Here is a 17,074-nt window from a genome sequence, read left to right as displayed (position 1 = left end):
GACGAAGCTGACTTCGAGGTTCAAGACGACCACGTGGATCTTGAAACTCTGGTCAGGGAGGCGGTCGTCCTGTCGCTTCCATTTCAGCCGGTATGTCAGCCGGATTGCCCCGGCCTTGATCCGGTCACGGGCGAGCGGCTGACCGCTGATGCCGGAGCAGAGTCGAGCCAGCCTGCCGATCCACGATGGGCCGCGCTCCAGGACTTCACCCCAGACGTTCCCCGCTCGCGCGGGGAAGTTCAGACAGAAGAGAGTTAGCCATGGCAGGTAACCCCCCGAAGCGCAAGGTTTCCCGTTCGAACACCCGCTCGCGTCGCGCGCAGTGGAAGGCCACGCCCATCACGCTCGTGAAGACGGTCGAGAACGGCAAGACCGTCTACAGCCGTCCGCACCAGGCGAAGGTCGTCACCGACTCGCAGGGCACCGAGCTGTTCCTCGAGTACAAGGGCCGCAAGGTCGCCGACGTCTGATCGTCGCGCCTGACGTGACCGACGTCACTGCCGAGCGCATGGCGCTCGCAGAACTCACACAGAAGCTCGGGGTCGATATCGACTCCGAGCTTCTGTCGCTGGCGCTCACGCATCGTTCGTGGGCGTACGAGAACGGGCAGGTCCCGCACAACGAGCGCCTGGAGTTCCTGGGTGACTCCGTCCTCGGCCTGGCCGTGACGGAACGCCTGTTCACCGGGCATCCCGAACTCGAAGAGGGTGCTCTCGCCAAGAGGCGGGCGAGCGTCGTGTCGACCCTGGCCCTCGCCGAGATCGCGCGGGGCATCGACCTCGGGCGCCACCTTCTGCTCGGACGCGGCGAGGACCTCACCGGTGGACGCGACAAGGACTCGATCCTCGCCGACACGATGGAGGCCATCTTCGGTGCCGCGCACCTGTCGGCGGGTCCGGATGCCGCCACCGCCCTCGTGCTGCGCCTGGTCGAGCCGCTGCTGGCCGACCCCGAGCGCTACGGCGCGGCGATGGACCCGAAGACCGCGCTGCAGGAGCTCGCTGCGCACGGCGGGATGCTGCCGCCGTCCTACTCGGTGACCTCGACCGGACCCGATCACGACCGCTCTTTCACCGCGACGGTGAGCGTCGGAGACCTCACGGCCGAGGGCACCGGCACCAGCAAGAAGCACGCCGAGATGGCCGCCGCGCTGACCGCGTGGCGGGAGCTCACCGGGCGTGCCTGAACTCCCCGAGGTCGAGGTCGTCCGCGCCGGCCTCGCGCCCGCGGTGACCGGAGCGACCGTTCTCGGCGTGTCGGTGCTCGATGAGCGGGCGCTCACCCGGCATCCGGGCAGCGGTGCAGACTTCGAGGCCGCGCTGACCGGGCGTCGGATCCGTGCCGCGGTGCGTCGCGGCAAGTTCCTGTGGCTTCCGCTGGAGCCGCGCGATCCGGGCGGTCCTTCGGAGCAGGCGGTGGTCGGCCACCTGGGCATGAGCGGTCAGCTGCTGCTGCGCGCGCCGGGCGCCGCCCCTGAGCGCCACGAGCGTGTGCGCATCGATCTCTTCCACCCCGATCACGGCGAGGTGTCGGTGGTGTTCGCCGACCAGCGCACCTTCGGCTCCCTGGCGATCGACGATCTCGTCGCCACGCCGGATGCCGCAGCCGGCGGGTTCGGTGGGGACGAGGCATCCGTTCCGGCGCAGGTCGCGCACATCGCGCGCGATCCGCTGGACCCCGCCTTCTCGGATGCCGCGTTCCGGCATGCGCTCGCGCGGAAGGACTCCGCCGTCAAGCGGGTGCTGCTCGACCAGACCGTCGTCAGCGGTGTGGGGAACATCTACGCGGACGAGTCGCTCTGGGCCGCCCGCATCCATCCCGAGACCCCGGCGCGCGCGCTGTCGACCCGCGCGGTCAACCGCACGCTCGCCGAAGTGCGGCACGTGCTCGACAAGGCGCTGGCCGAGGGCGGCACGAGCTTCGACGCCCAGTACGTCAACGTCAACGGCCAGGCCGGCTACTTCGCTCACTCGCTCAACGCCTACGGCCGCACCGGGGAGGCGTGTCCCCGATGCGGCCGTCCGATCGTCCGTGTGTCGTTCACGAACCGGTCGAGCCACTTCTGCCCGCACTGTCAGCGGCCCCCGCGCCACGGCTGATCAGGCGAGCACCTTCTTCCAGGCACCCGCGTACGAGGCCGGGACGAACCCGATGGCCTCGTTGATGTCGAGCATGTGGCGGTTCTCTTCGGCGTTGAACGTCGAGACGCGCGGCGACTGCGGCGCGATCGTGCGCCAGCGCAGCAGGTTGGCGCACTTGACGATCGTGCCGAGGTGGTGTCCGCGATGCTCCCGCACGACGAGCGTGCCGAACTGCTGCGTGGCGCCCGTCGGATCGTCCGCGATCGCCAGCTCGTTGTAGGCGACGACTCGGCCGGTCGGCACGTGCAGCACCGCCGCGACCGAGACCGTGAGCCCCTGCGCCTTCAGCCGGGCGTCGCGCCGGTTCACGCGCTCGGCGTCCCAGTGCTGCTCGTCGACCACGAGGCCACCCTGCGGGGTGTCGGTCGACATGCGCGAGATGGCGTAGGCGAAGCCGTCGATGAACTCCGGCGGCGTCGGGGACGTCCACGCGACCGACCGGTACTCGTCACCTGCGGCCTGCTCGGCATCGCGGAGCATGCGCTCGACCCGCGAGAGGTCGCCGGTGAGGTCGAAGACGCTGTTGCGTTCCACCTGCTCGAGCGTGAACCCGTTCGCCTGCTGCAGCCGCGCCTCGGCGTCGGCAGGGATCGACCCCCACCCGGTGGGCGAGGCGAGGCGTTCCCCGGGCGCGTCGGGGCGGTGCAGCGTCCACGTCTGGATCGTGTCGATTTCCCGCTCGCGGGCTTCGCGCTCGACCTCGGCGAGCAGCCGCTGCTCGATTCCCTGCCCCCGGTACGGCGGGTCGACCATGAGGTCGAACTCGATCGTGCTGGCATCGGGCTGGTTCGAGATGAGCAGCTTGACGACGCCGAGCACCTCGTCGGCGCTCTTCGCGTCGTCATGGCGGAGCGCGGCGAATCCGAGCTGGGTCCAGTCCGCCTGGTCCTGCCACATGCCGAGCATCTCTTCCGGCTCCTCGTGCAGGTAGTCGTGACCGGCGTCGTGCAGGCAGACGGCGTTGGCGATCCTGACCATCTCGACGAACAGCCGCGCGTCGGGGGCGTCCACCGTGGCGGGGACGACGACGGGGACGATCGTGAGGGTGTCGGCGATGTGCTCAGTCATCGAGCACCTTCTTCCAGGCGCCGCTGTAGGCGATGGGTGCGAACCCGATCGCCTCGTTGATGTCGAGCATGGGTCTGTTCTCCTCCGCGTTGTAGGTGATGATGCGCGGCGACGCGGGTGCGACGTCGCGCCAGGCGAGCAGTCCGGCGCACTTGACGAGCGTGCCGAGCTTGTGACCGCGGTGTTCCTTCAGCACGAGCGTGTCCTCCTGATGGGATGCCTCCGTCCGGTCGTTGCCGATGACGAGCTCGTTGAAGGCGCACAGCTCACCGGTGGCGATGTGCTGCGCCGCGGTGACGAGCAGGGTGCGGCCGACGTCGGTGTACTTCGAGTCGTGCTCGGCGATGCGGGCGGCATCCCAGGTCTCTTCGGCGAACTCGAGCGCGCCGACCGGGGTGTCGGTCGACATGCGCGACTTCATCCACGCGTAGCCGTCGACGTACTCCGCGGGCGTCGGCGCGAACCACTGCACGATGCGGTAGTCGCCCGAGGCGGCCTCGGCCACGGTCAGCAGGCGCTCGACCTCGGCGAACGATCCGGTCAGGTCGAAGGCGCTGCTGCGTTCGACCTGTTCGAGGGTGTACCCGTGGCGCAGATAGAATCGCGCCGCGTGATCCTCCGGGATGGAGCCGAAGCCCGTGGGCGGCGCGAGCCGCGGACCGTCGGCCGCCGGGTGCTCGGCCCACGACTGCAGCACTGTGCGGCCGCTGTCGCGGGCGGTGCGCTCGACCAGTTCGTGAGCGGCCGAGCCGATTCCCCGGCCCCACGTGCTCCGGAGCAGCTCGATGAGCCAGAAGGCCGAGGTCGAGCCCTCGTCGAGTGGGATGTCGACGCCGACGCGGCCGACGACCTCGTCGTCCTGCACGACGATCCAGGAGTTGCGGATCTGGTGCTCGCTGCCCTGGTAGTGGGGGAGCAGCTCCGCCGCAGTGATGGCTTCGTCGCCGTGGCCCGAGATCTCGCGGTAGATCTCGTTGCGGACGTCGACCATGGCGATGAAGTCGGCGGCGTCCGCCGCGTCGATCGACGCGGGGACGACGAGGGGTCGGAACTCGACCCCGGTGATGGTGGTCATGTCGGTGTGTCCTTCGATGCGGTGGAAAGTGTGAGGGCGGGGTCCGCCGCTCGCAATCGAGTGGCGGACCCGGCGACGTTCACAGGCCCCGCGAGAGGATGACGCCCCGCACGTACGCGCGTTCACGCTGTGCGGCGTCTTCCTGTCGGCGGAACGCTTCGCTGTGCCGATCGCGCGCGTCTGCGAGCCGGGGTGTGCGGGTGCTCCACAGGAGCAGGCGCAGACCCAGGTGCAGTGCGGCGCGGTCTACGAACGAGATGCGGTCGTCGCGGCTCGGGAGCCGCAGCGTATCGGGCTCGCCCGACGGGCGCTGCGGCGCGAGGAGTGTACTCATGATGGTTCTTCTTCCGATAGGAGGAGGGATGCCGACGGCGGGCGCCGACGGCGGAGATGTCGTACCGCAGCACGACGGGCCGGATTCAGGGGGAGCGCGCTCAGCACCCGGAGGCGGATGCGGCGCAGCAGACGAAGATCGCCCGGCTGTGGGCAGACTCGTCCCCTGCGGGGATCAGATGGCGGCGGGGAAGCGGCCGCTCAGCACAACGCCGAAGGAGACGGTCCCCGACGTGAACGCACGAGTCGCTTCGCCATCACGGGCGGCGACTCCAGTGTTGTCATTGATCATCATCGGTGGACCTCCTTTCTCGACTTCAGACGCGGAGAGTGACGCTAGCGCGGTTATGTGGCCCACGTCAAGCGAATTCGCAGATTCGTGTCGCGCATGGCGTGTCGCGGCATCCGATCGACCACGGCTCGGCACTCGGGATCGGGGGCATGGCTCCGGTAGCGTAGGCGGGTAATCGACCGGGGGCGGAGGCGCAGCCATGCACCTGAAGAGCGTGACGCTCAAAGGGTTCAAGTCGTTCGCCCAGCCGACGACCTTCGCACTCGAACCCGGCGTGACCTGCATCGTCGGCCCCAACGGATCCGGCAAGTCGAACGTCGTCGACGCGCTCGCGTGGGTGATGGGGGAGCAGGGCGCCAAGACCCTGCGCGGCGGCAAGATGGAGGACGTCATCTTCGCGGGCACCGCGACGCGAGGTCCGCTCGGGCGCGCAGAGGTCCAGCTGACGATCGACAACGCCGATGGCGCGCTGCCGATCGAGTACTCCGAGGTCACGATCAGCCGCACGCTGTTCCGCAACGGCTCCAGCGAGTACGCGATCAACGGCGAGTCCTGCCGTCTTCTGGACGTGCAGGAGCTGCTCAGCGACTCGGGTCTCGGCCGTGAGATGCACGTCATCGTCGGGCAGGGGCGCCTCGACAGCGTGCTGCAGGCGACACCGGAGGACCGGCGCGGTTTCATCGAAGAGGCGGCCGGCATCCTCAAGCACCGGCGGCGCAAAGAGAAGACGCTCCGCAAGCTCGACGCCATGGAGGCGAATCTCACCCGCCTGAGCGACCTTGCCGGGGAGCTGCGCCGTCAGTTGAAGCCTCTCGGACGGCAGGCGGAGATCGCACGTGAGGCGGCGACGATCGCCGCCGTCGTCCGTGACGCCAAGGCCCGCCTGTTCGCCGACGAGCTCGTCGGCCTGCGCGAAGAGCTGGCCTCGCACGCCCGCAGCGAGCACGAGCGGCACGCCGAGCGTCTCGTGCTGCAGGAGCGCCTCGACAACGCGAAGGTGCGCATCGAGCAGCTCGAGGCGGACCAGCGGTCGGAGGCCGTCGACGGCGCCCGCCGTGTCGCGTACGGGCTGGAGCGCGTGCAGGAGCGGCTCCGCGGCCTGTACGCCCTCGCGGGTCAGCGCCTGGCTCTGCTGGGCGATGCCGAAGACGAGGAGCGCATCGAGCTGACCACCGTCTCGCAGGCCATGATCGACGAGGCCCGCACCGAGATCGACGAGGTGTCCGACGGTCTGGGTGCCGCTCAGGATGCCGCCGCCGAGGCCGCCCGCGACGTGATGCGCGCGCGGGCGGAACTGGATGCGCTGGACGTCGACATCGCGGCGCAGAGTGCGCTGGTGTCGGAGCACGACATGCGGATCACCGCCCTGCGCGGCACGGCGGAAGCGGCGGCATCCGCCCTCGCCGCCGTCCGCGCGGCCGTCGAGCGTCAGCAGAAGGCACTCGATGCGGCCCTCGCCCGCCGCGCCGAGGCCGAAGAGATCCTCGCCGGTGTGGATCCGGATCTGATGCCCGAGGCGGCGTCGGCCGATCATGCCGCCGCGTACGAGGCGGCGCAGCGCGATGCGGCGGATGCCGAGGCGACGGTGGCGTCCCTGCGCGAGCGGCTCCACGCGGCGGAGCGCGAGCGCGAGGCCCTGACCGCGCAGACGGCGGCGCTCAGCCGGGCGCTCGACGTGCAGAACGGGGCATCCTCGCTCATCGCGCAGGGGCTCGACGGTGTCCGCGGCCTCGTCGGCGATGCGGTGCAGGTGCGGCCGGGCTTCGAGGCGGCCGTCGCCGCGGTGCTCGGCCCGGTCGCCGAAGGCGTGCTGGTCGACGACCGGGCGGGCGCATTCGCCGTCGCCGAGGCGGTCCGCCAGGCCGATGCCGGTGTCGTCGACATCGTGATCGCCGGTGCGGGCATGATGCGGCCTGCGTTCCCGCAGCTGCCCGGCGTGGTGCCGGCGCGCGAGGTCGTGACCGCCCCGGAGGGCGTGCTCGGCCTGCTGTCGTACGTCGTCGTCGCCGACGACCTCGAGGCGGCACAGGCCGCCGGTCCCGCCCTCGCGGACGCTGAGGTGGGCGGCCCGATCACCGTGGTCACCCGCCGCGGCGAGGTGTACACCGAGTACTCGCTGCGCGCCGGGGCCGGCGCTTCGCGTTCCCGGCTGGAGCTCACCGCCGAGAGGGATGCCGCCGCAGAGCGCCGGGACGAGGTCACCGCGGTCGCCGAAACCTTGCGTCAGGAGCTGGCCGAAGCCACGCAGACGCTGGAATCCGCCCGGCAGCGCACCAAGACGGCGCTCACGACGCTCCGGGAGCACGACGCGGCACTGGCATCGCACGCGGAGCAGCTCAACCGGGCGACGGTGAGGCACGAGGCCGCGGTGGCCGAGTGCGAGCGGCTCGAGGCGGGGCTCGCGCAGGCATCGGCGGCGGTCGAAGAGGCCGAGGGGTCTGCACGGACCGCCGATGACCAGCTCACCGCGGCGCTCGAAGCGCCGCGGCCGATCCTGGACGCGTCCGCGCGGGAGGGGATGCTGGCAGCTCTCGACGCGGCGCGCGACGCCGAGATGCGCTCACGGCTGGACGTCGAGACGCTGCGCGAACGCATCCGGGCGGGCGAGGCCCGGGTGGTCGCCCTCGAACGTCAGCGCGAACGCGAGAAGGAGGCGGCTGCCGAGGCTGCGCGCCGGGCCGTGGTGAGGCGCGCACAGCGCGAGATCGCTGCGGGGGTGGCGGGTCAGCTCCCGGCCGTCATCGACTCGGTGGATCGTTCGCTCGCGCAGGCTCGCGCCGAGCTCGCCGCCGCGGAGTCGGCGCGCACGGCGCTGACCACAGAGCTCGCCGAGCTCCGTGCCCAGGAGTCCGCGATGCGCGAACGGCTCGCCGGTCTCACCGAGAGCGTGCACAGCCTGGAGCTGCAGATCCACGAGAAGCGCCTGCACGTCACGGGGCTGCTGGAGCGCGTGCAGTCCGAGCTCGGCCTCGACGAAGACATTCTCATTTCGGAATACGGCCCCGATCAGCCCATCCCTGCCGATGACGTGCTCACCGGGCCCGCGGTCGACGATGCACGCGGGGGCGACGACGGCGGGGACGGCGACGAACCGGCCACCGTTCCGTTCGACCGCGCGCGGCAGCGTCGTCGGCTGCAGGAGGCGGAGCGCAAGCTGGCGCAGCTCGGTCGCGTCAACCCGCTCGCGCTGGAGGAGTTCGAGGCGCTCGAGCAGCGGCACAAGTTCATGACCGAGCAGCTCGCCGACCTGACGCAGACCCGCAAGGATCTGCTGACGATCATCGAGGAGCTCGACGAACGCATGCAGACGATCTTCCTCGCCGCGTTCGAAGACACCCAGGTGGCGTTCGGCGAGGTGTTCCCGATCCTGTTCCCCGGCGGCACCGGATCGATCACCCTGACGGATCCGGACTCGCCGTTGACGACGGGCATCGAGGTGGCGGTGCGGCCCGTGGGCAAGAAGATCGAGCGTCTCTCACTGCTGTCGGGAGGCGAGCGGTCCCTGGCCGCCGTGGCGCTGCTGACGGCGATCTTCAAGGCTCGGCCCAGCCCCTTCTACATCCTCGACGAGGTCGAGGCCGCCCTGGACGATGCGAATCTCGGGCGCCTGCTCGGGGTGTTCGAGCAGCTGCGCGAGTCCAGCCAGCTCATCGTCATCACGCATCAGAAGCGGACGATGGAGATCGCCGACGCGCTGTACGGGGTCTCGATGCGCCAGGACGGCGTGTCGGCCGTCGTCGGCCAGCGCGTCGGCGAACGCGTCGCGTGAGCACGCGAGACCCCCTGCAACGCCCCATTGACGATAGGTTTCCAGGCATGACCCACCTTCTCCGTTCGGCGGCCGGGCTCGGCATCCTGATCGCCGGCGCCATGACCCTCGCCGGCTGTGCGCTGCCGATGCCCACCATCGTCGGTCCCGTCGACGCGTCGCAGTCGCCGTCGGACGACGCGACCACCGACGACGAGACGACGACCGACGACGCGGGGGTCGGCGACCTGCCGTTCGACGTCGAGTTCGACGCGACCACCATGACGCTGCAGTGGACCGATCCGTTCATGACGGATTCGAACTACACGGTCAGCTCCGCCGACGACGGGAACGGCAGCTGGGCCTACACCGACACCCGCTCCGGGTGCGTCGCCACGTTCTATCAGGGCACCATCACCGATCTCGACACGTCACTGGACGACAGCGCCCTGACCGACTCGATGCTCGCGATCGTGCTCACCAGCGACGGCGACGCGGTCACCGGCGACGACGTGGCGCAGTACGCGTACGACGACTCCATCCCGCTGTCGCCGTCAGGCACCGTCGACACCCGCAGCATCACGAGCTCCAGCGACGACGGCACGAGCTGGCTCGACACCGCCCGCATGATCGCGTCGGCGGGCGGCGGCATCTATCTCGGCATCCAGTGCCCCACCGGGCAGGACGCGACGACCGAGCTCAGCACTCTCGTCGAGGACGGCCTGGCCGCTTCCATCGTCCCGCTGCAGTGAGCGCGGCGGCGGTCGGGATGCCGCGGACCCGCCCCTAGGCTGGAGACATGGCAGAGAGCTCCTGGTCGCTCGGTCGCGCACTGCGCGGCATGTTCGTCAAGCCCACGATCGACGAGAACACGTGGGAGGACCTCGAGAGTGCCCTGCTGACCGCGGACTTCGGCCCCGACATCACCGAGCGGATCGTCGACGAGCTGCGCGAGAAGGTCGATCGCTTCCGCACGACCGACCCGCGCGACCTGCAGCGGATGCTGAAAGAGACGCTCGAGGAGCACTTCGCCAAGTTCGACACCACGCTCCGCCTGACCGAGCGCCCGGCGGTCGTCCTGGTGGTCGGCGTCAACGGCGTCGGCAAGACGACGACGATCGGCAAGTTCGCGAAGTTCCTCCAGCGCTACGGACGATCGGTCGTCGTCGGCGCGGCGGACACGTTCCGTGCAGCCGCTGTCGACCAGCTGGCGACATGGGCCGAGCGCGGCGGGGCGGCGATCGTCCGGCCGCAGCAGGAGGGCCAGGATCCGGCATCGGTCGCGTTCCAGACGATCGAGTACGCCAAGAGCACCGGCACCGAGATCGTGCTCGTCGACACCGCGGGACGCCTGCACACCAAGGGCGGGCTGATGGACGAGCTCAGCAAGATCCGCCGCGTCATCGAGAAGCAGGCGCCGATCAGCGAGGTCCTGCTCGTGCTCGATGCGACGACCGGGCAGAACGGCGTCATGCAGGCGCAGGCCTTCCTGGAGCACGCCGGGGTCACAGGACTCGTCCTCACCAAGCTCGACGGGTCCGCCAAGGGCGGCTTCGTGCTCGCCGTGCAGGAGCGCACCGGCATCCCGGTGAAGCTCCTCGGGCAGGGCGAGGGGATCGGCGATCTCACCGGTTTCACGCCCCACGTGTTCGCCGCATCCCTCGTCGACTGATCGCAGCGGTCCGGCCGGATCGCCGCCACGGCGTGTCCGGACTTTCGCCGACGCGCTCCGTGCGGTTTCATGGGGTCATGGCGATCGAGCACGACTACTTCGGACTCCTCGAATCGGGCCCCGACGGATCCATCTTCTGGTCGGAGAACGTCGAGCTGGGGGATCAGTCGGTCACGGTCGACCTCACGGCGCCGGACCAGGACGACGTGTCGGCGGCCGCGCTCGACGTCGCGGCCGCGCTGATCTCGTCGCTGGAGGCCATCGACCTCAGCGCCCGCAACGCCATGGTGAACGAGCTCAACGACCGCACCAGCGAGGTGACGGAGTACATCCTGCAGCAGCAGGAGGCGCTCGGCGAGGCGATCGACGACGTGCTCGTCGACATCTCGGGCGATGTGCACATGGACGTCATCCGATCGCTGCAGCTCATGAGCATGACGATCCTCGCCGACGAGCACGGCGGCTCCGACCCGTTCGCGGTGCTGGAGTATGCGCTCGACCCCGACGCCACGGATGACGTGCTGCTGGTGAACCTGGACTCCGACGGGGCGGTCCAGTCGGTCACCAGCGCCGACTGAACCGCACCGCCGTCCGGACGGGGGGATCCGGGTTCAGACCGCCTGCGCGAAGCCGCGGTCGACGTGCACGTCCTCGGCGATGTGCGCGAGGTGCGAGGGGATCTCGCGCCCCTTCGACAGCATCGACTGCGCCCACAGCCGGCCGGCGCGGTAGGACGAGCGCACGAGTGGTCCGGCGAGCACGCCAAGGAAGCCGATGCGCTCCGCCTCCTCCTTGAACTCGACGAACTCCTGCGGCTTCACCCAGCGGGCCACCGGCAGGTGGCGCGGCGAGGGCCGCAGGTACTGCGTGATGGTGATGATGTCGGTGCCGGCGTCGTGCAGGTCCGGCAGCGCCTGCACGACCTCCTCCGGCTCCTCGCCCATGCCGAGGATGAGGTTCGACTTCGTGATGAGCCCCGCGTCACGCGCCTGCGTGAGCACGTCGAGCGACCGCTCGTAGCGGAACGCGGGCCGGATGCGCTTGAAGATGCGCGGCACCGTCTCGACGTTGTGCGCGAACACCTCGGGTCGGCTGTCGAACACCTCGCCGAGCAGACCCGGGTCCCCGTTGAAGTCGGTGGCGAGGATCTCGACGCCCGTGTTCGGGTTCATCGCGTGGATCTGCCGCACGGTCTCGGCGTGCAGCCACGCGCCGCCGTCGGGCAGGTCGTCGCGGGCGACGCCGGTGACGGTCGCGTAGCGCAGGTTCATCCGCACGACGCTCTCGGCGACGCGCCGCGGCTCATCGGTGTCGTAGTCGGCAGGCTTGCCGGTGTCGATCTGGCAGAAGTCGCACCGGCGCGTGCACTGCGAGCCGCCGATGAGGAAGGTCGCCTCGCGGTCCTCCCAGCACTCGTAGATGTTGGGGCAGCCGGCCTCCTGGCACACCGTGTGCAGCTCTTCGGTCTTCACCAGCGAGTGGAGGGCCTGGTACTCGGGGCCCATCTTCGCCTTCGTCTTGATCCACTCGGGCTTGCGCTCGATGGGGGTCTGTGCGTTGCGCACCTCGAGGCGAAGGAGCTTGCGCCCCTCCGGGGCGGCGGAGGGACCGGATGCCGCACCCCCGGCGCCGGCAGCTCCCGTGGCGCAGCCGCTCATGCGCTGACCCCCGCGTACTCGGCCTCGAACACGCGGCTCACGGTGCCGATCACGTCCTTCGGGGCGATGTCGGCGCCCACGATCTCGCTGATGGTCGTGACTCCGGCATCCGTGATGCCGCAGGGGATGATGCCGCGGAATCCGGCGAGGGTGTTGTCGCAGTTGAGCGCGAAGCCGTGCATGGTGACACCGCGCTGGACGCGCACGCCGATCGCGGCGACCTTGTCCTCCCCGAGGGGCCGGCGGACCCAGACGCCGCTGCGGCCCTCGACGCGGTACCCGTCGACGCCGTGCTCGGCGAGAGCTTCGATGAGCAGCCCCTCCAGGCGCCGCACGTGCGCGACGACGTCCACCGGCTCGTGCAGGCGCACGATGGGGTAGCCGACGAGCTGCCCCGGGCCGTGCCAGGTGATCTTGCCCCCGCGGTCGACGTCCACGACGGGCGTGCCGTCGGCAGGCCGCTCGTGCTTGGCCGTGCGGGCGCCCGCGGTGTACACCGGCTCGTGCTCCAGCAGCAGGAGCGTGTCGGGCCGCGTCCCCTCGACCACCTCGGCATGGATGCGGCGCTGCAGGTCCCAGCCGTCCAGGTAGGGGACGTAATGGGGGGACAGGCCGACGGTCTGGATCTCGAGCATCGTGCTCCTTCGCTTGACGCGTACGCTCGTGGCGATTGATGGATCGCGTCCAACAATACATCCGCGGTGCGTGTCGGACGCCCGGCGTAGCGTGCGGGCCATGAGCCTCGCCTCCCGCGCTGAAGCCGACATCTCTCTCGCCCTTCCGGATCGCCCGGGCGCGCTCGCGGACTTCGGCGACGCCCTCGGTCGCGCCGGCATCAGCGTCGAGGGCGGTGGGGTGTGGGTGCACGACGGGGTCGGGATCGCCCACTTCCTCGTCGCCGATGTCGACGGCGCGAAGGCGGCGCTCGCGACCGCCGGGCTCGGACGGGTCGTCGCGAACCCGGTCGTGAGCGTGCGACTCGCGCAGGACGTGCCCGGGCAGCTCGGCGCCTTCGCGCGTCGCCTCGGCGACGCCGGCATCCGCATCCTCGTCCAGTACAGCGACCACGATCATCGGCTCATCGTCGTGGTGCCCGATTCGGATCGCCCCGCCGCTCAGGCGATCTGCGACCGATGGGAGCAGGACCGCGTCGCACGCGAGTCATAGGGTGGCTTCATGTCGACCGAGTCGCGCGCCGGACGCCCGAAGGCGTCGTCCCGAGAGAACATCGCCGAGGCCGCATGCGAGCTCTTCCTCGAGCAGGGGTACGAGCAGACCTCGATCGTCGACATCGCCAACCGGGCGGGCGTGAGCCGTTCGAGCTTCTTCAACTACTTCGCATCCAAGTCCGACGTGCTGTGGGCCGGTCTCGACGAGCGCCTCGCGGTCTTCGAAGACCAGCTGGCCGCCGACGAGAGATCGGATGCCGCAGCGTCCGTCCGTCGGGCGGCCGAGGCCATCGCGATCGACTTCGCGCCCGACAGCCTGGCGCTCGGGATCGTCAACGCGGCGGCCATGGGCATCGAGACGGAGTACGAGCGCGATGCTGCGCTGCGGCGATCCCGGGTGGCACGCGCCGCTGCTGCACGGTTCGCCCGCGGCGGCGCCGACCGCGTGCGCGCAGAGGTCGCCGGAGCCGCGTGGGGCGGGGCGGTGCTCGCGGCGATCGAAGCCTGGGCGCACGACGGTGCCGGCCGTACGTCGCTGTCGCGCTTCCTCGCGCGCGCGGCCGACGCGGCCGAAGCGGTGCGGCCGCAGCCGTCCGGTGAGGTGCGGCAGCTGCGGGTCGTGGCGAGGGCGGAGGACTTCGAGGCCGCCCTCGCGTTCTACCGCGACGTCGTCGGGATGCCGCAGGCCGAGGCGTACGAGGCAGAGGGCGGCGCGCGCGTGGCGATCCTCGACGCGGGGCGCGCGACGCTGGAGCTGTCGAACCCCGCGCAGGTGGACTTCATCGACCGCGTCGAGACCGACGGCGACGCCCCGAGCGAGGCGATCCGGCTGGCGTTCGAGGTGGACGACACGGCCGCGGCCGTCGCGCGCGCCACCGACGGGGGAGCGGTGCTGCAGGCATCCGCTCGCCAGACCCCGTGGCGCTCGGTGAACGCTCGGCTGCGCGGGCCGGCGGGACTCCAGCTGACGCTGTTCCAGGAGCTCGGCGACACGGACTAGCGGCCGGCGCGGACTTCCGCCCCGCGCGAGGGGCGGGACCGGCGCCGGTCGCCGGTAGAATCAGGGCATCATGGCGACTTTCGGCACTCTCTCCGACCGGCTCACCGAGACCTTCCGCAACCTCCGCACCAAGGGCAAGCTCACGCCCGCGGATGTCGACGGCACGGTCCGCGAGATCCGGCGCGCGCTGCTCGACGCCGACGTGGCGCTGCCCGTCGTCAAGGAGTTCACCGCCAAGGTGCGCGAACGCGCCCTCGGCGACGAGGTGAACCGCGCCCTCAACCCGGCCCAGCAGGTCGTGCAGATCGTCAACGAGGAGCTCATCGCGATCCTCGGCGGCGAGCAGCGCCGCCTGCAGTTCGCCAAGAACCCGCCGACCGTCATCATGCTCGCGGGCCTGCAGGGCTCGGGCAAGACGACCTTCGCCGGCAAGCTGTCCCGCCAGCTCGCCAAGGACGGCCACACGCCGCTCCTCATCGCCGCCGACCTCCAGCGCCCGAATGCCGTGAACCAGCTGCAGGTCGTCGCCGAGCGCGCGGGGGCCGCGATCTACGCACCGGAGCCCGGCAACGGCGTCGGCGACCCGGTCAAGGTCGCCAAGGACGGCGTCGAGGTCGCGCGCCGCCAGCAGCACGACGTCGTCATCATCGACACCGCTGGCCGGCGCGGCGGCGACGCCGCGCTGATGAAGCAGGCCGCCGATATCCGCAAGGCGACGGACCCCGACGAGGTGCTGTTCGTCATCGACGCGATGATCGGTCAGGATGCCGTCAACACGGCGAAGGCCTTCCAGGACGGTGTCGACTTCACCGGCGTCGTCCTCTCGAAGCTCGACGGCGACGCACGCGGCGGTGCCGCGCTGTCGGTCGCCTCGGTCACCGGTCGCCCGATCATCTTCGCGTCGACGGGTGAGGGACTGGAGGACCTCGAGGCCTTCCACCCCGACCGCATGGCGTCGCGCATCCTCGACCTCGGCGACATCCTCACCCTCATCGAGCAGGCCCAGCAGGCCTTCGACGAGGAGGAGGCGCTCAAGGTCGCCGAGAAGCTCGCGACCGAGCAGTTCACCCTCGAGGACTTCCTCGCTCAGATGCAGCAGATGCGCAAGATGGGCTCGATGAAGAAGATGCTCGGCATGCTGCCGGGCATGGGCTCGATGAAGCAGCAGCTCGAGGACTTCGACGAGCGCGAGATCGACCGCACCGAGGCGATCATCCGCTCGATGACGCCGGCCGAGCGCCGCAACACCAAGCTCCTCAACGGCTCGCGCCGCCTGCGCATCGCACGCGGCTCGGGCATGACCGTGACCGACGTGAACCAGCTCGTGCAGCGGTTCGACCAGGCCGCGAAGATGATGAAGACCGTCGCCCGCGGCGGCGTGCCGAACATTCCCGGAATGGGCCCGATCCCGGGAGCCGGGCGCCCCGGCGCGTCCTCGAAGCGCGGCAAGCAGCAGAAGGCGAAGGGCTCGCGGTCGGGCAACCCGGCCAAGCGCGCCGCCGAGAACGCCGGCATCGCCGCGCAGGCTCCGCAGACCCCGACGGGCTCCGGCTTCGGCCTCGGCGGCGGCGCGAAGGGCGCGCCGACGGAGGCCGACCTCGCCGAGCTGCAGAAGATGCTCGGCCGGGGCTGATCCTGGGCGCGCGGATGCTCCCCGCGCCCTCTCCACGCATCGCTTCGCGCTGCGCAGAGCCTCGCGGCCGCGTGGGCCTGGGCCGCTGGCGCCCGCCGGCTCAATGCCCGAGGCTCGCCAGGTGCTCGCGCAGCGTCGGACCGGAGCGGAACTCGCCCACCAGGTGACGGACGACCTCACGGAGGTCGCCGTCCGCGGCATCTGCGACGGCCAGCTGCCGGGCGTAGCTGGCGCCGTCGGTCAGGATCCTCTGGATGCCCGCCAGCTCGCGGGCGCATTTGAGCTCGACCGCGATGTCGTCGACTTGTTCGAGCGTCTCGCGCAGGTGCTCAACCACCGGTCGCTGTGTGCCCAAGTGGTCGACGACGACCCGGGCGTCGAGTCCGTAGCGTGCGGCACGCCACTTGTTCTCGCGGACGAACCAGGGCTGCAGGGTCTCCAGCGGGAGGCCTTCGTCCAGGCGACGCGAGAAGTGCTCGACGAGCACCTGCACGAGGGCCGCGACCGCCGCGAGCTCGGGGAGCGTCGACATCCCGTCGCACGCCCGCACCTCGATGGTGCCCCAGCGCGGAGCGGGGCGGATGTCCCATCGCACCTCCGTGGCATCGGCCATCACCCCGGTGCCGATCATGTCGTCGAGGTACCCCTCGAACTCCGCCCAGTTCTGCAGCGGCCAGGGGAGCCCCGCCGTGGGCAGCTGCTGGAACACCAGCGCCCGGTTGGACGCGTACCCGGTGCGCTCACCCGCCCAGAACGGGCTCGATGCCGAGAGCGCCTGGAGGTGCGGCAGATACACGGCGAGGGCGTTGATGATCGGGAAGACCTTGTTCACGTCCTCGACGCCGACATGGACGTGGATGCCCCAGATCATCATGTTGCGTCCCCACCACTGGGTGCGCTCGATGAGCTTGTGGTAGCGGGTCTTGTCGGTGACGCTCTGGTCGTACCACTGCGCGAACGGGTGGCTGCCTGCGCACAGCAGGTCGACGCCGTGCGGGTCGGTGTACGCGCGCACGGCGGCGATCGCATCCGCGATGTCGTCGACGGCCGCGGCGACGGTGTCGCCGATGCCGCTCGTCACCTCGACGGTGTTGGTCAGCAGCTCGCCGGTGACCGTGTAGCGCTCGAGCGTCGAGTCCTCCTCCAGCGCGGCGAGCAGGCCAGGGGCGGCCGGGACGAGGTCTCCTGTCTCCTTGTCGCCGAGCATGAGCTCCCACTCGAGTCCCACCGACGAGCGGGCGGATGTCGCGAAGGGCACCGTCATGCGCACAGTCTGACATGCGGA

At 70.5% G+C, this 17,074-nt stretch carries 17 protein-coding genes; 11 read left to right on the top strand and 6 right to left on the bottom strand.

The window, feature by feature from the left end; translation table 11 throughout:
- The 4 genes from ACTHNQ_RS03575 to mutM all read left to right on the top strand — a co-directional run.
- A partial coding sequence (locus ACTHNQ_RS03575) for a YceD family protein (protein ID WP_440331150.1) occupies positions 1–258 on the top strand: 258 nt, incomplete at its 5' end.
- 2 nt (positions 259–260) lie between these two features.
- Positions 261–470 (top strand): 50S ribosomal protein L32, encoded by a 210-nt coding sequence (gene rpmF / locus ACTHNQ_RS03570; RefSeq protein ID WP_018171115.1) that lies wholly within the window; start codon positions 261–263, stop codon positions 468–470.
- Positions 471–484: 14 nt separating this feature from the next.
- Positions 485–1,186: a ribonuclease III gene (rnc, locus tag ACTHNQ_RS03565; protein ID WP_440331148.1), complete on the top strand. Its 702-nt coding sequence runs from the start codon at positions 485–487 to the stop codon at positions 1,184–1,186.
- Complete coding sequence (gene mutM / locus ACTHNQ_RS03560) at positions 1,179–2,099, top strand: bifunctional DNA-formamidopyrimidine glycosylase/DNA-(apurinic or apyrimidinic site) lyase (protein WP_440331147.1); 921 nt, start codon at positions 1,179–1,181, stop codon at positions 2,097–2,099. Before rnc ends, mutM begins: the two co-directional genes overlap by 8 nt.
- Here the strand turns inward: mutM and ACTHNQ_RS03555 are convergent, their stop codons facing one another.
- The 3 genes from ACTHNQ_RS03555 to ACTHNQ_RS03545 form a co-directional block, all read right to left on the bottom strand.
- Positions 2,100–3,209 (bottom strand): GNAT family N-acetyltransferase, encoded by a 1,110-nt coding sequence (locus ACTHNQ_RS03555; protein ID WP_440331145.1) that lies wholly within the window; start codon positions 3,207–3,209, stop codon positions 2,100–2,102. It lies immediately after the preceding gene.
- Positions 3,202–4,284, bottom strand: coding sequence for a GNAT family N-acetyltransferase (locus ACTHNQ_RS03550; RefSeq protein ID WP_440331143.1), 1,083 nt, complete (start codon positions 4,282–4,284; stop codon positions 3,202–3,204). Before ACTHNQ_RS03550 ends, ACTHNQ_RS03555 begins: the two co-directional genes overlap by 8 nt.
- Positions 4,285–4,363: 79 nt before the next feature.
- Entirely contained in the window at positions 4,364–4,618 is a 255-nt protein-coding gene (locus ACTHNQ_RS03545) for a hypothetical protein (protein ID WP_018171110.1), read from the bottom strand.
- 490 nt (positions 4,619–5,108) lie between these two features.
- Between ACTHNQ_RS03545 and smc the strand changes: the two genes are divergently transcribed.
- The 4 genes from smc to ACTHNQ_RS03525 all read left to right on the top strand — a co-directional run bounded on the left by smc (position 5,109) and on the right by ACTHNQ_RS03525 (position 10,907).
- Positions 5,109–8,678, top strand: coding sequence for a chromosome segregation protein SMC (gene smc / locus ACTHNQ_RS03540; protein ID WP_440331141.1), 3,570 nt, complete (start codon positions 5,109–5,111; stop codon positions 8,676–8,678).
- A gap of 47 nt (positions 8,679–8,725) precedes the next feature.
- The gene (locus tag ACTHNQ_RS03535; RefSeq protein ID WP_440331140.1) at positions 8,726–9,409 is read left to right on the top strand and encodes a hypothetical protein; all 684 of its coding nucleotides are present in this window, start codon (positions 8,726–8,728) and stop codon (positions 9,407–9,409) included.
- 47 nt (positions 9,410–9,456) lie between these two features.
- Entirely contained in the window at positions 9,457–10,329 is an 873-nt protein-coding gene (ftsY, locus tag ACTHNQ_RS03530; RefSeq protein WP_440331138.1) for a signal recognition particle-docking protein FtsY, read from the top strand.
- Between the two features lie 77 nt (positions 10,330–10,406).
- Positions 10,407–10,907 carry a DUF2004 domain-containing protein gene (locus tag ACTHNQ_RS03525; RefSeq protein ID WP_440331136.1) on the top strand — a complete coding sequence of 167 codons (501 nt, stop codon included), beginning with the start codon at positions 10,407–10,409 and terminating at the stop codon, positions 10,905–10,907.
- Between the two features lie 33 nt (positions 10,908–10,940).
- On the opposite strand, the gene lipA is transcribed toward ACTHNQ_RS03525, so the two are convergent.
- Together lipA and lipB are read right to left on the bottom strand one after the other, a co-directional pair.
- The gene (gene lipA / locus ACTHNQ_RS03520; protein ID WP_440331134.1) at positions 10,941–11,987 is read right to left on the bottom strand and encodes a lipoyl synthase; all 1,047 of its coding nucleotides are present in this window, start codon (positions 11,985–11,987) and stop codon (positions 10,941–10,943) included.
- Positions 11,984–12,724 (bottom strand): lipoyl(octanoyl) transferase LipB, encoded by a 741-nt coding sequence (lipB, locus tag ACTHNQ_RS03515; protein WP_440331132.1) that lies wholly within the window; start codon positions 12,722–12,724, stop codon positions 11,984–11,986. The genes lipA and lipB overlap by 4 nt, the downstream gene beginning before the upstream one ends.
- Between lipB and ACTHNQ_RS03510 the strand changes: the two genes are divergently transcribed.
- The 3 genes from ACTHNQ_RS03510 to ffh all read left to right on the top strand — a co-directional run bounded on the left by ACTHNQ_RS03510 (position 12,723) and on the right by ffh (position 15,789).
- Positions 12,723–13,154, top strand: coding sequence for an ACT domain-containing protein (locus tag ACTHNQ_RS03510; protein ID WP_440331130.1), 432 nt, complete (start codon positions 12,723–12,725; stop codon positions 13,152–13,154). The two genes, lipB and ACTHNQ_RS03510, sit on opposite strands and share 2 nt — an antisense overlap.
- Positions 13,155–13,163: 9 nt before the next feature.
- On the top strand, positions 13,164–14,156 hold the full coding sequence (locus tag ACTHNQ_RS03505; protein ID WP_440331128.1) for a TetR family transcriptional regulator: 993 nt from the start codon (positions 13,164–13,166) through the stop codon (positions 14,154–14,156).
- Between the two features lie 70 nt (positions 14,157–14,226).
- Complete coding sequence (ffh, locus tag ACTHNQ_RS03500) at positions 14,227–15,789, top strand: signal recognition particle protein (RefSeq protein ID WP_440331126.1); 1,563 nt, start codon at positions 14,227–14,229, stop codon at positions 15,787–15,789.
- Between the two features lie 100 nt (positions 15,790–15,889).
- Here the strand turns inward: ffh and ACTHNQ_RS03495 are convergent, their stop codons facing one another.
- Complete coding sequence (locus ACTHNQ_RS03495; protein ID WP_440331124.1) at positions 15,890–17,053, bottom strand: glutamate--cysteine ligase; 1,164 nt, start codon at positions 17,051–17,053, stop codon at positions 15,890–15,892.
- Positions 17,054–17,074 lie beyond the last annotated feature (21 nt).

It is taken from the genome of Microbacterium sp., from assembly GCF_051953575.1.
Classification (GTDB): Bacteria; Actinomycetota; Actinomycetes; order Actinomycetales; family Microbacteriaceae; genus Microbacterium.
This window is presented reverse-complemented; position numbering and strand designations above follow the sequence as displayed.

Excerpts from the sequence above, each read along its gene's own strand:
- rpmF (WP_018171115.1), top strand. The coding sequence starts at position 261 with ATGGCAGGTAACCCCCCGAAGCGCAAGGTTTCCCGTTCGAACACCCGC.
- ACTHNQ_RS03555 (WP_440331145.1), bottom strand. The coding sequence starts at position 3,209 with ATGACTGAGCACATCGCCGACACCCTCACGATCGTCCCCGTCGTCGTC.
- ACTHNQ_RS03550 (WP_440331143.1), bottom strand. The coding sequence starts at position 4,284 with ATGACCACCATCACCGGGGTCGAGTTCCGACCCCTCGTCGTCCCCGCG.
- ACTHNQ_RS03545 (WP_018171110.1), bottom strand. The coding sequence starts at position 4,618 with ATGAGTACACTCCTCGCGCCGCAGCGCCCGTCGGGCGAGCCCGATACG.
- smc (WP_440331141.1), top strand. The coding sequence starts at position 5,109 with ATGCACCTGAAGAGCGTGACGCTCAAAGGGTTCAAGTCGTTCGCCCAG.
- ACTHNQ_RS03535 (WP_440331140.1), top strand. The coding sequence starts at position 8,726 with ATGACCCACCTTCTCCGTTCGGCGGCCGGGCTCGGCATCCTGATCGCC.
- ftsY (WP_440331138.1), top strand. The coding sequence starts at position 9,457 with ATGGCAGAGAGCTCCTGGTCGCTCGGTCGCGCACTGCGCGGCATGTTC.
- ACTHNQ_RS03525 (WP_440331136.1), top strand. The coding sequence starts at position 10,407 with ATGGCGATCGAGCACGACTACTTCGGACTCCTCGAATCGGGCCCCGAC.
- lipA (WP_440331134.1), bottom strand. The coding sequence starts at position 11,987 with ATGAGCGGCTGCGCCACGGGAGCTGCCGGCGCCGGGGGTGCGGCATCC.
- ACTHNQ_RS03510 (WP_440331130.1), top strand. The coding sequence starts at position 12,723 with ATGAGCCTCGCCTCCCGCGCTGAAGCCGACATCTCTCTCGCCCTTCCG.
- lipB (WP_440331132.1), bottom strand. The coding sequence starts at position 12,724 with ATGGCCCGCACGCTACGCCGGGCGTCCGACACGCACCGCGGATGTATT.
- ACTHNQ_RS03505 (WP_440331128.1), top strand. The coding sequence starts at position 13,164 with ATGTCGACCGAGTCGCGCGCCGGACGCCCGAAGGCGTCGTCCCGAGAG.
- ffh (WP_440331126.1), top strand. The coding sequence starts at position 14,227 with ATGGCGACTTTCGGCACTCTCTCCGACCGGCTCACCGAGACCTTCCGC.
- ACTHNQ_RS03495 (WP_440331124.1), bottom strand. The coding sequence starts at position 17,053 with ATGACGGTGCCCTTCGCGACATCCGCCCGCTCGTCGGTGGGACTCGAG.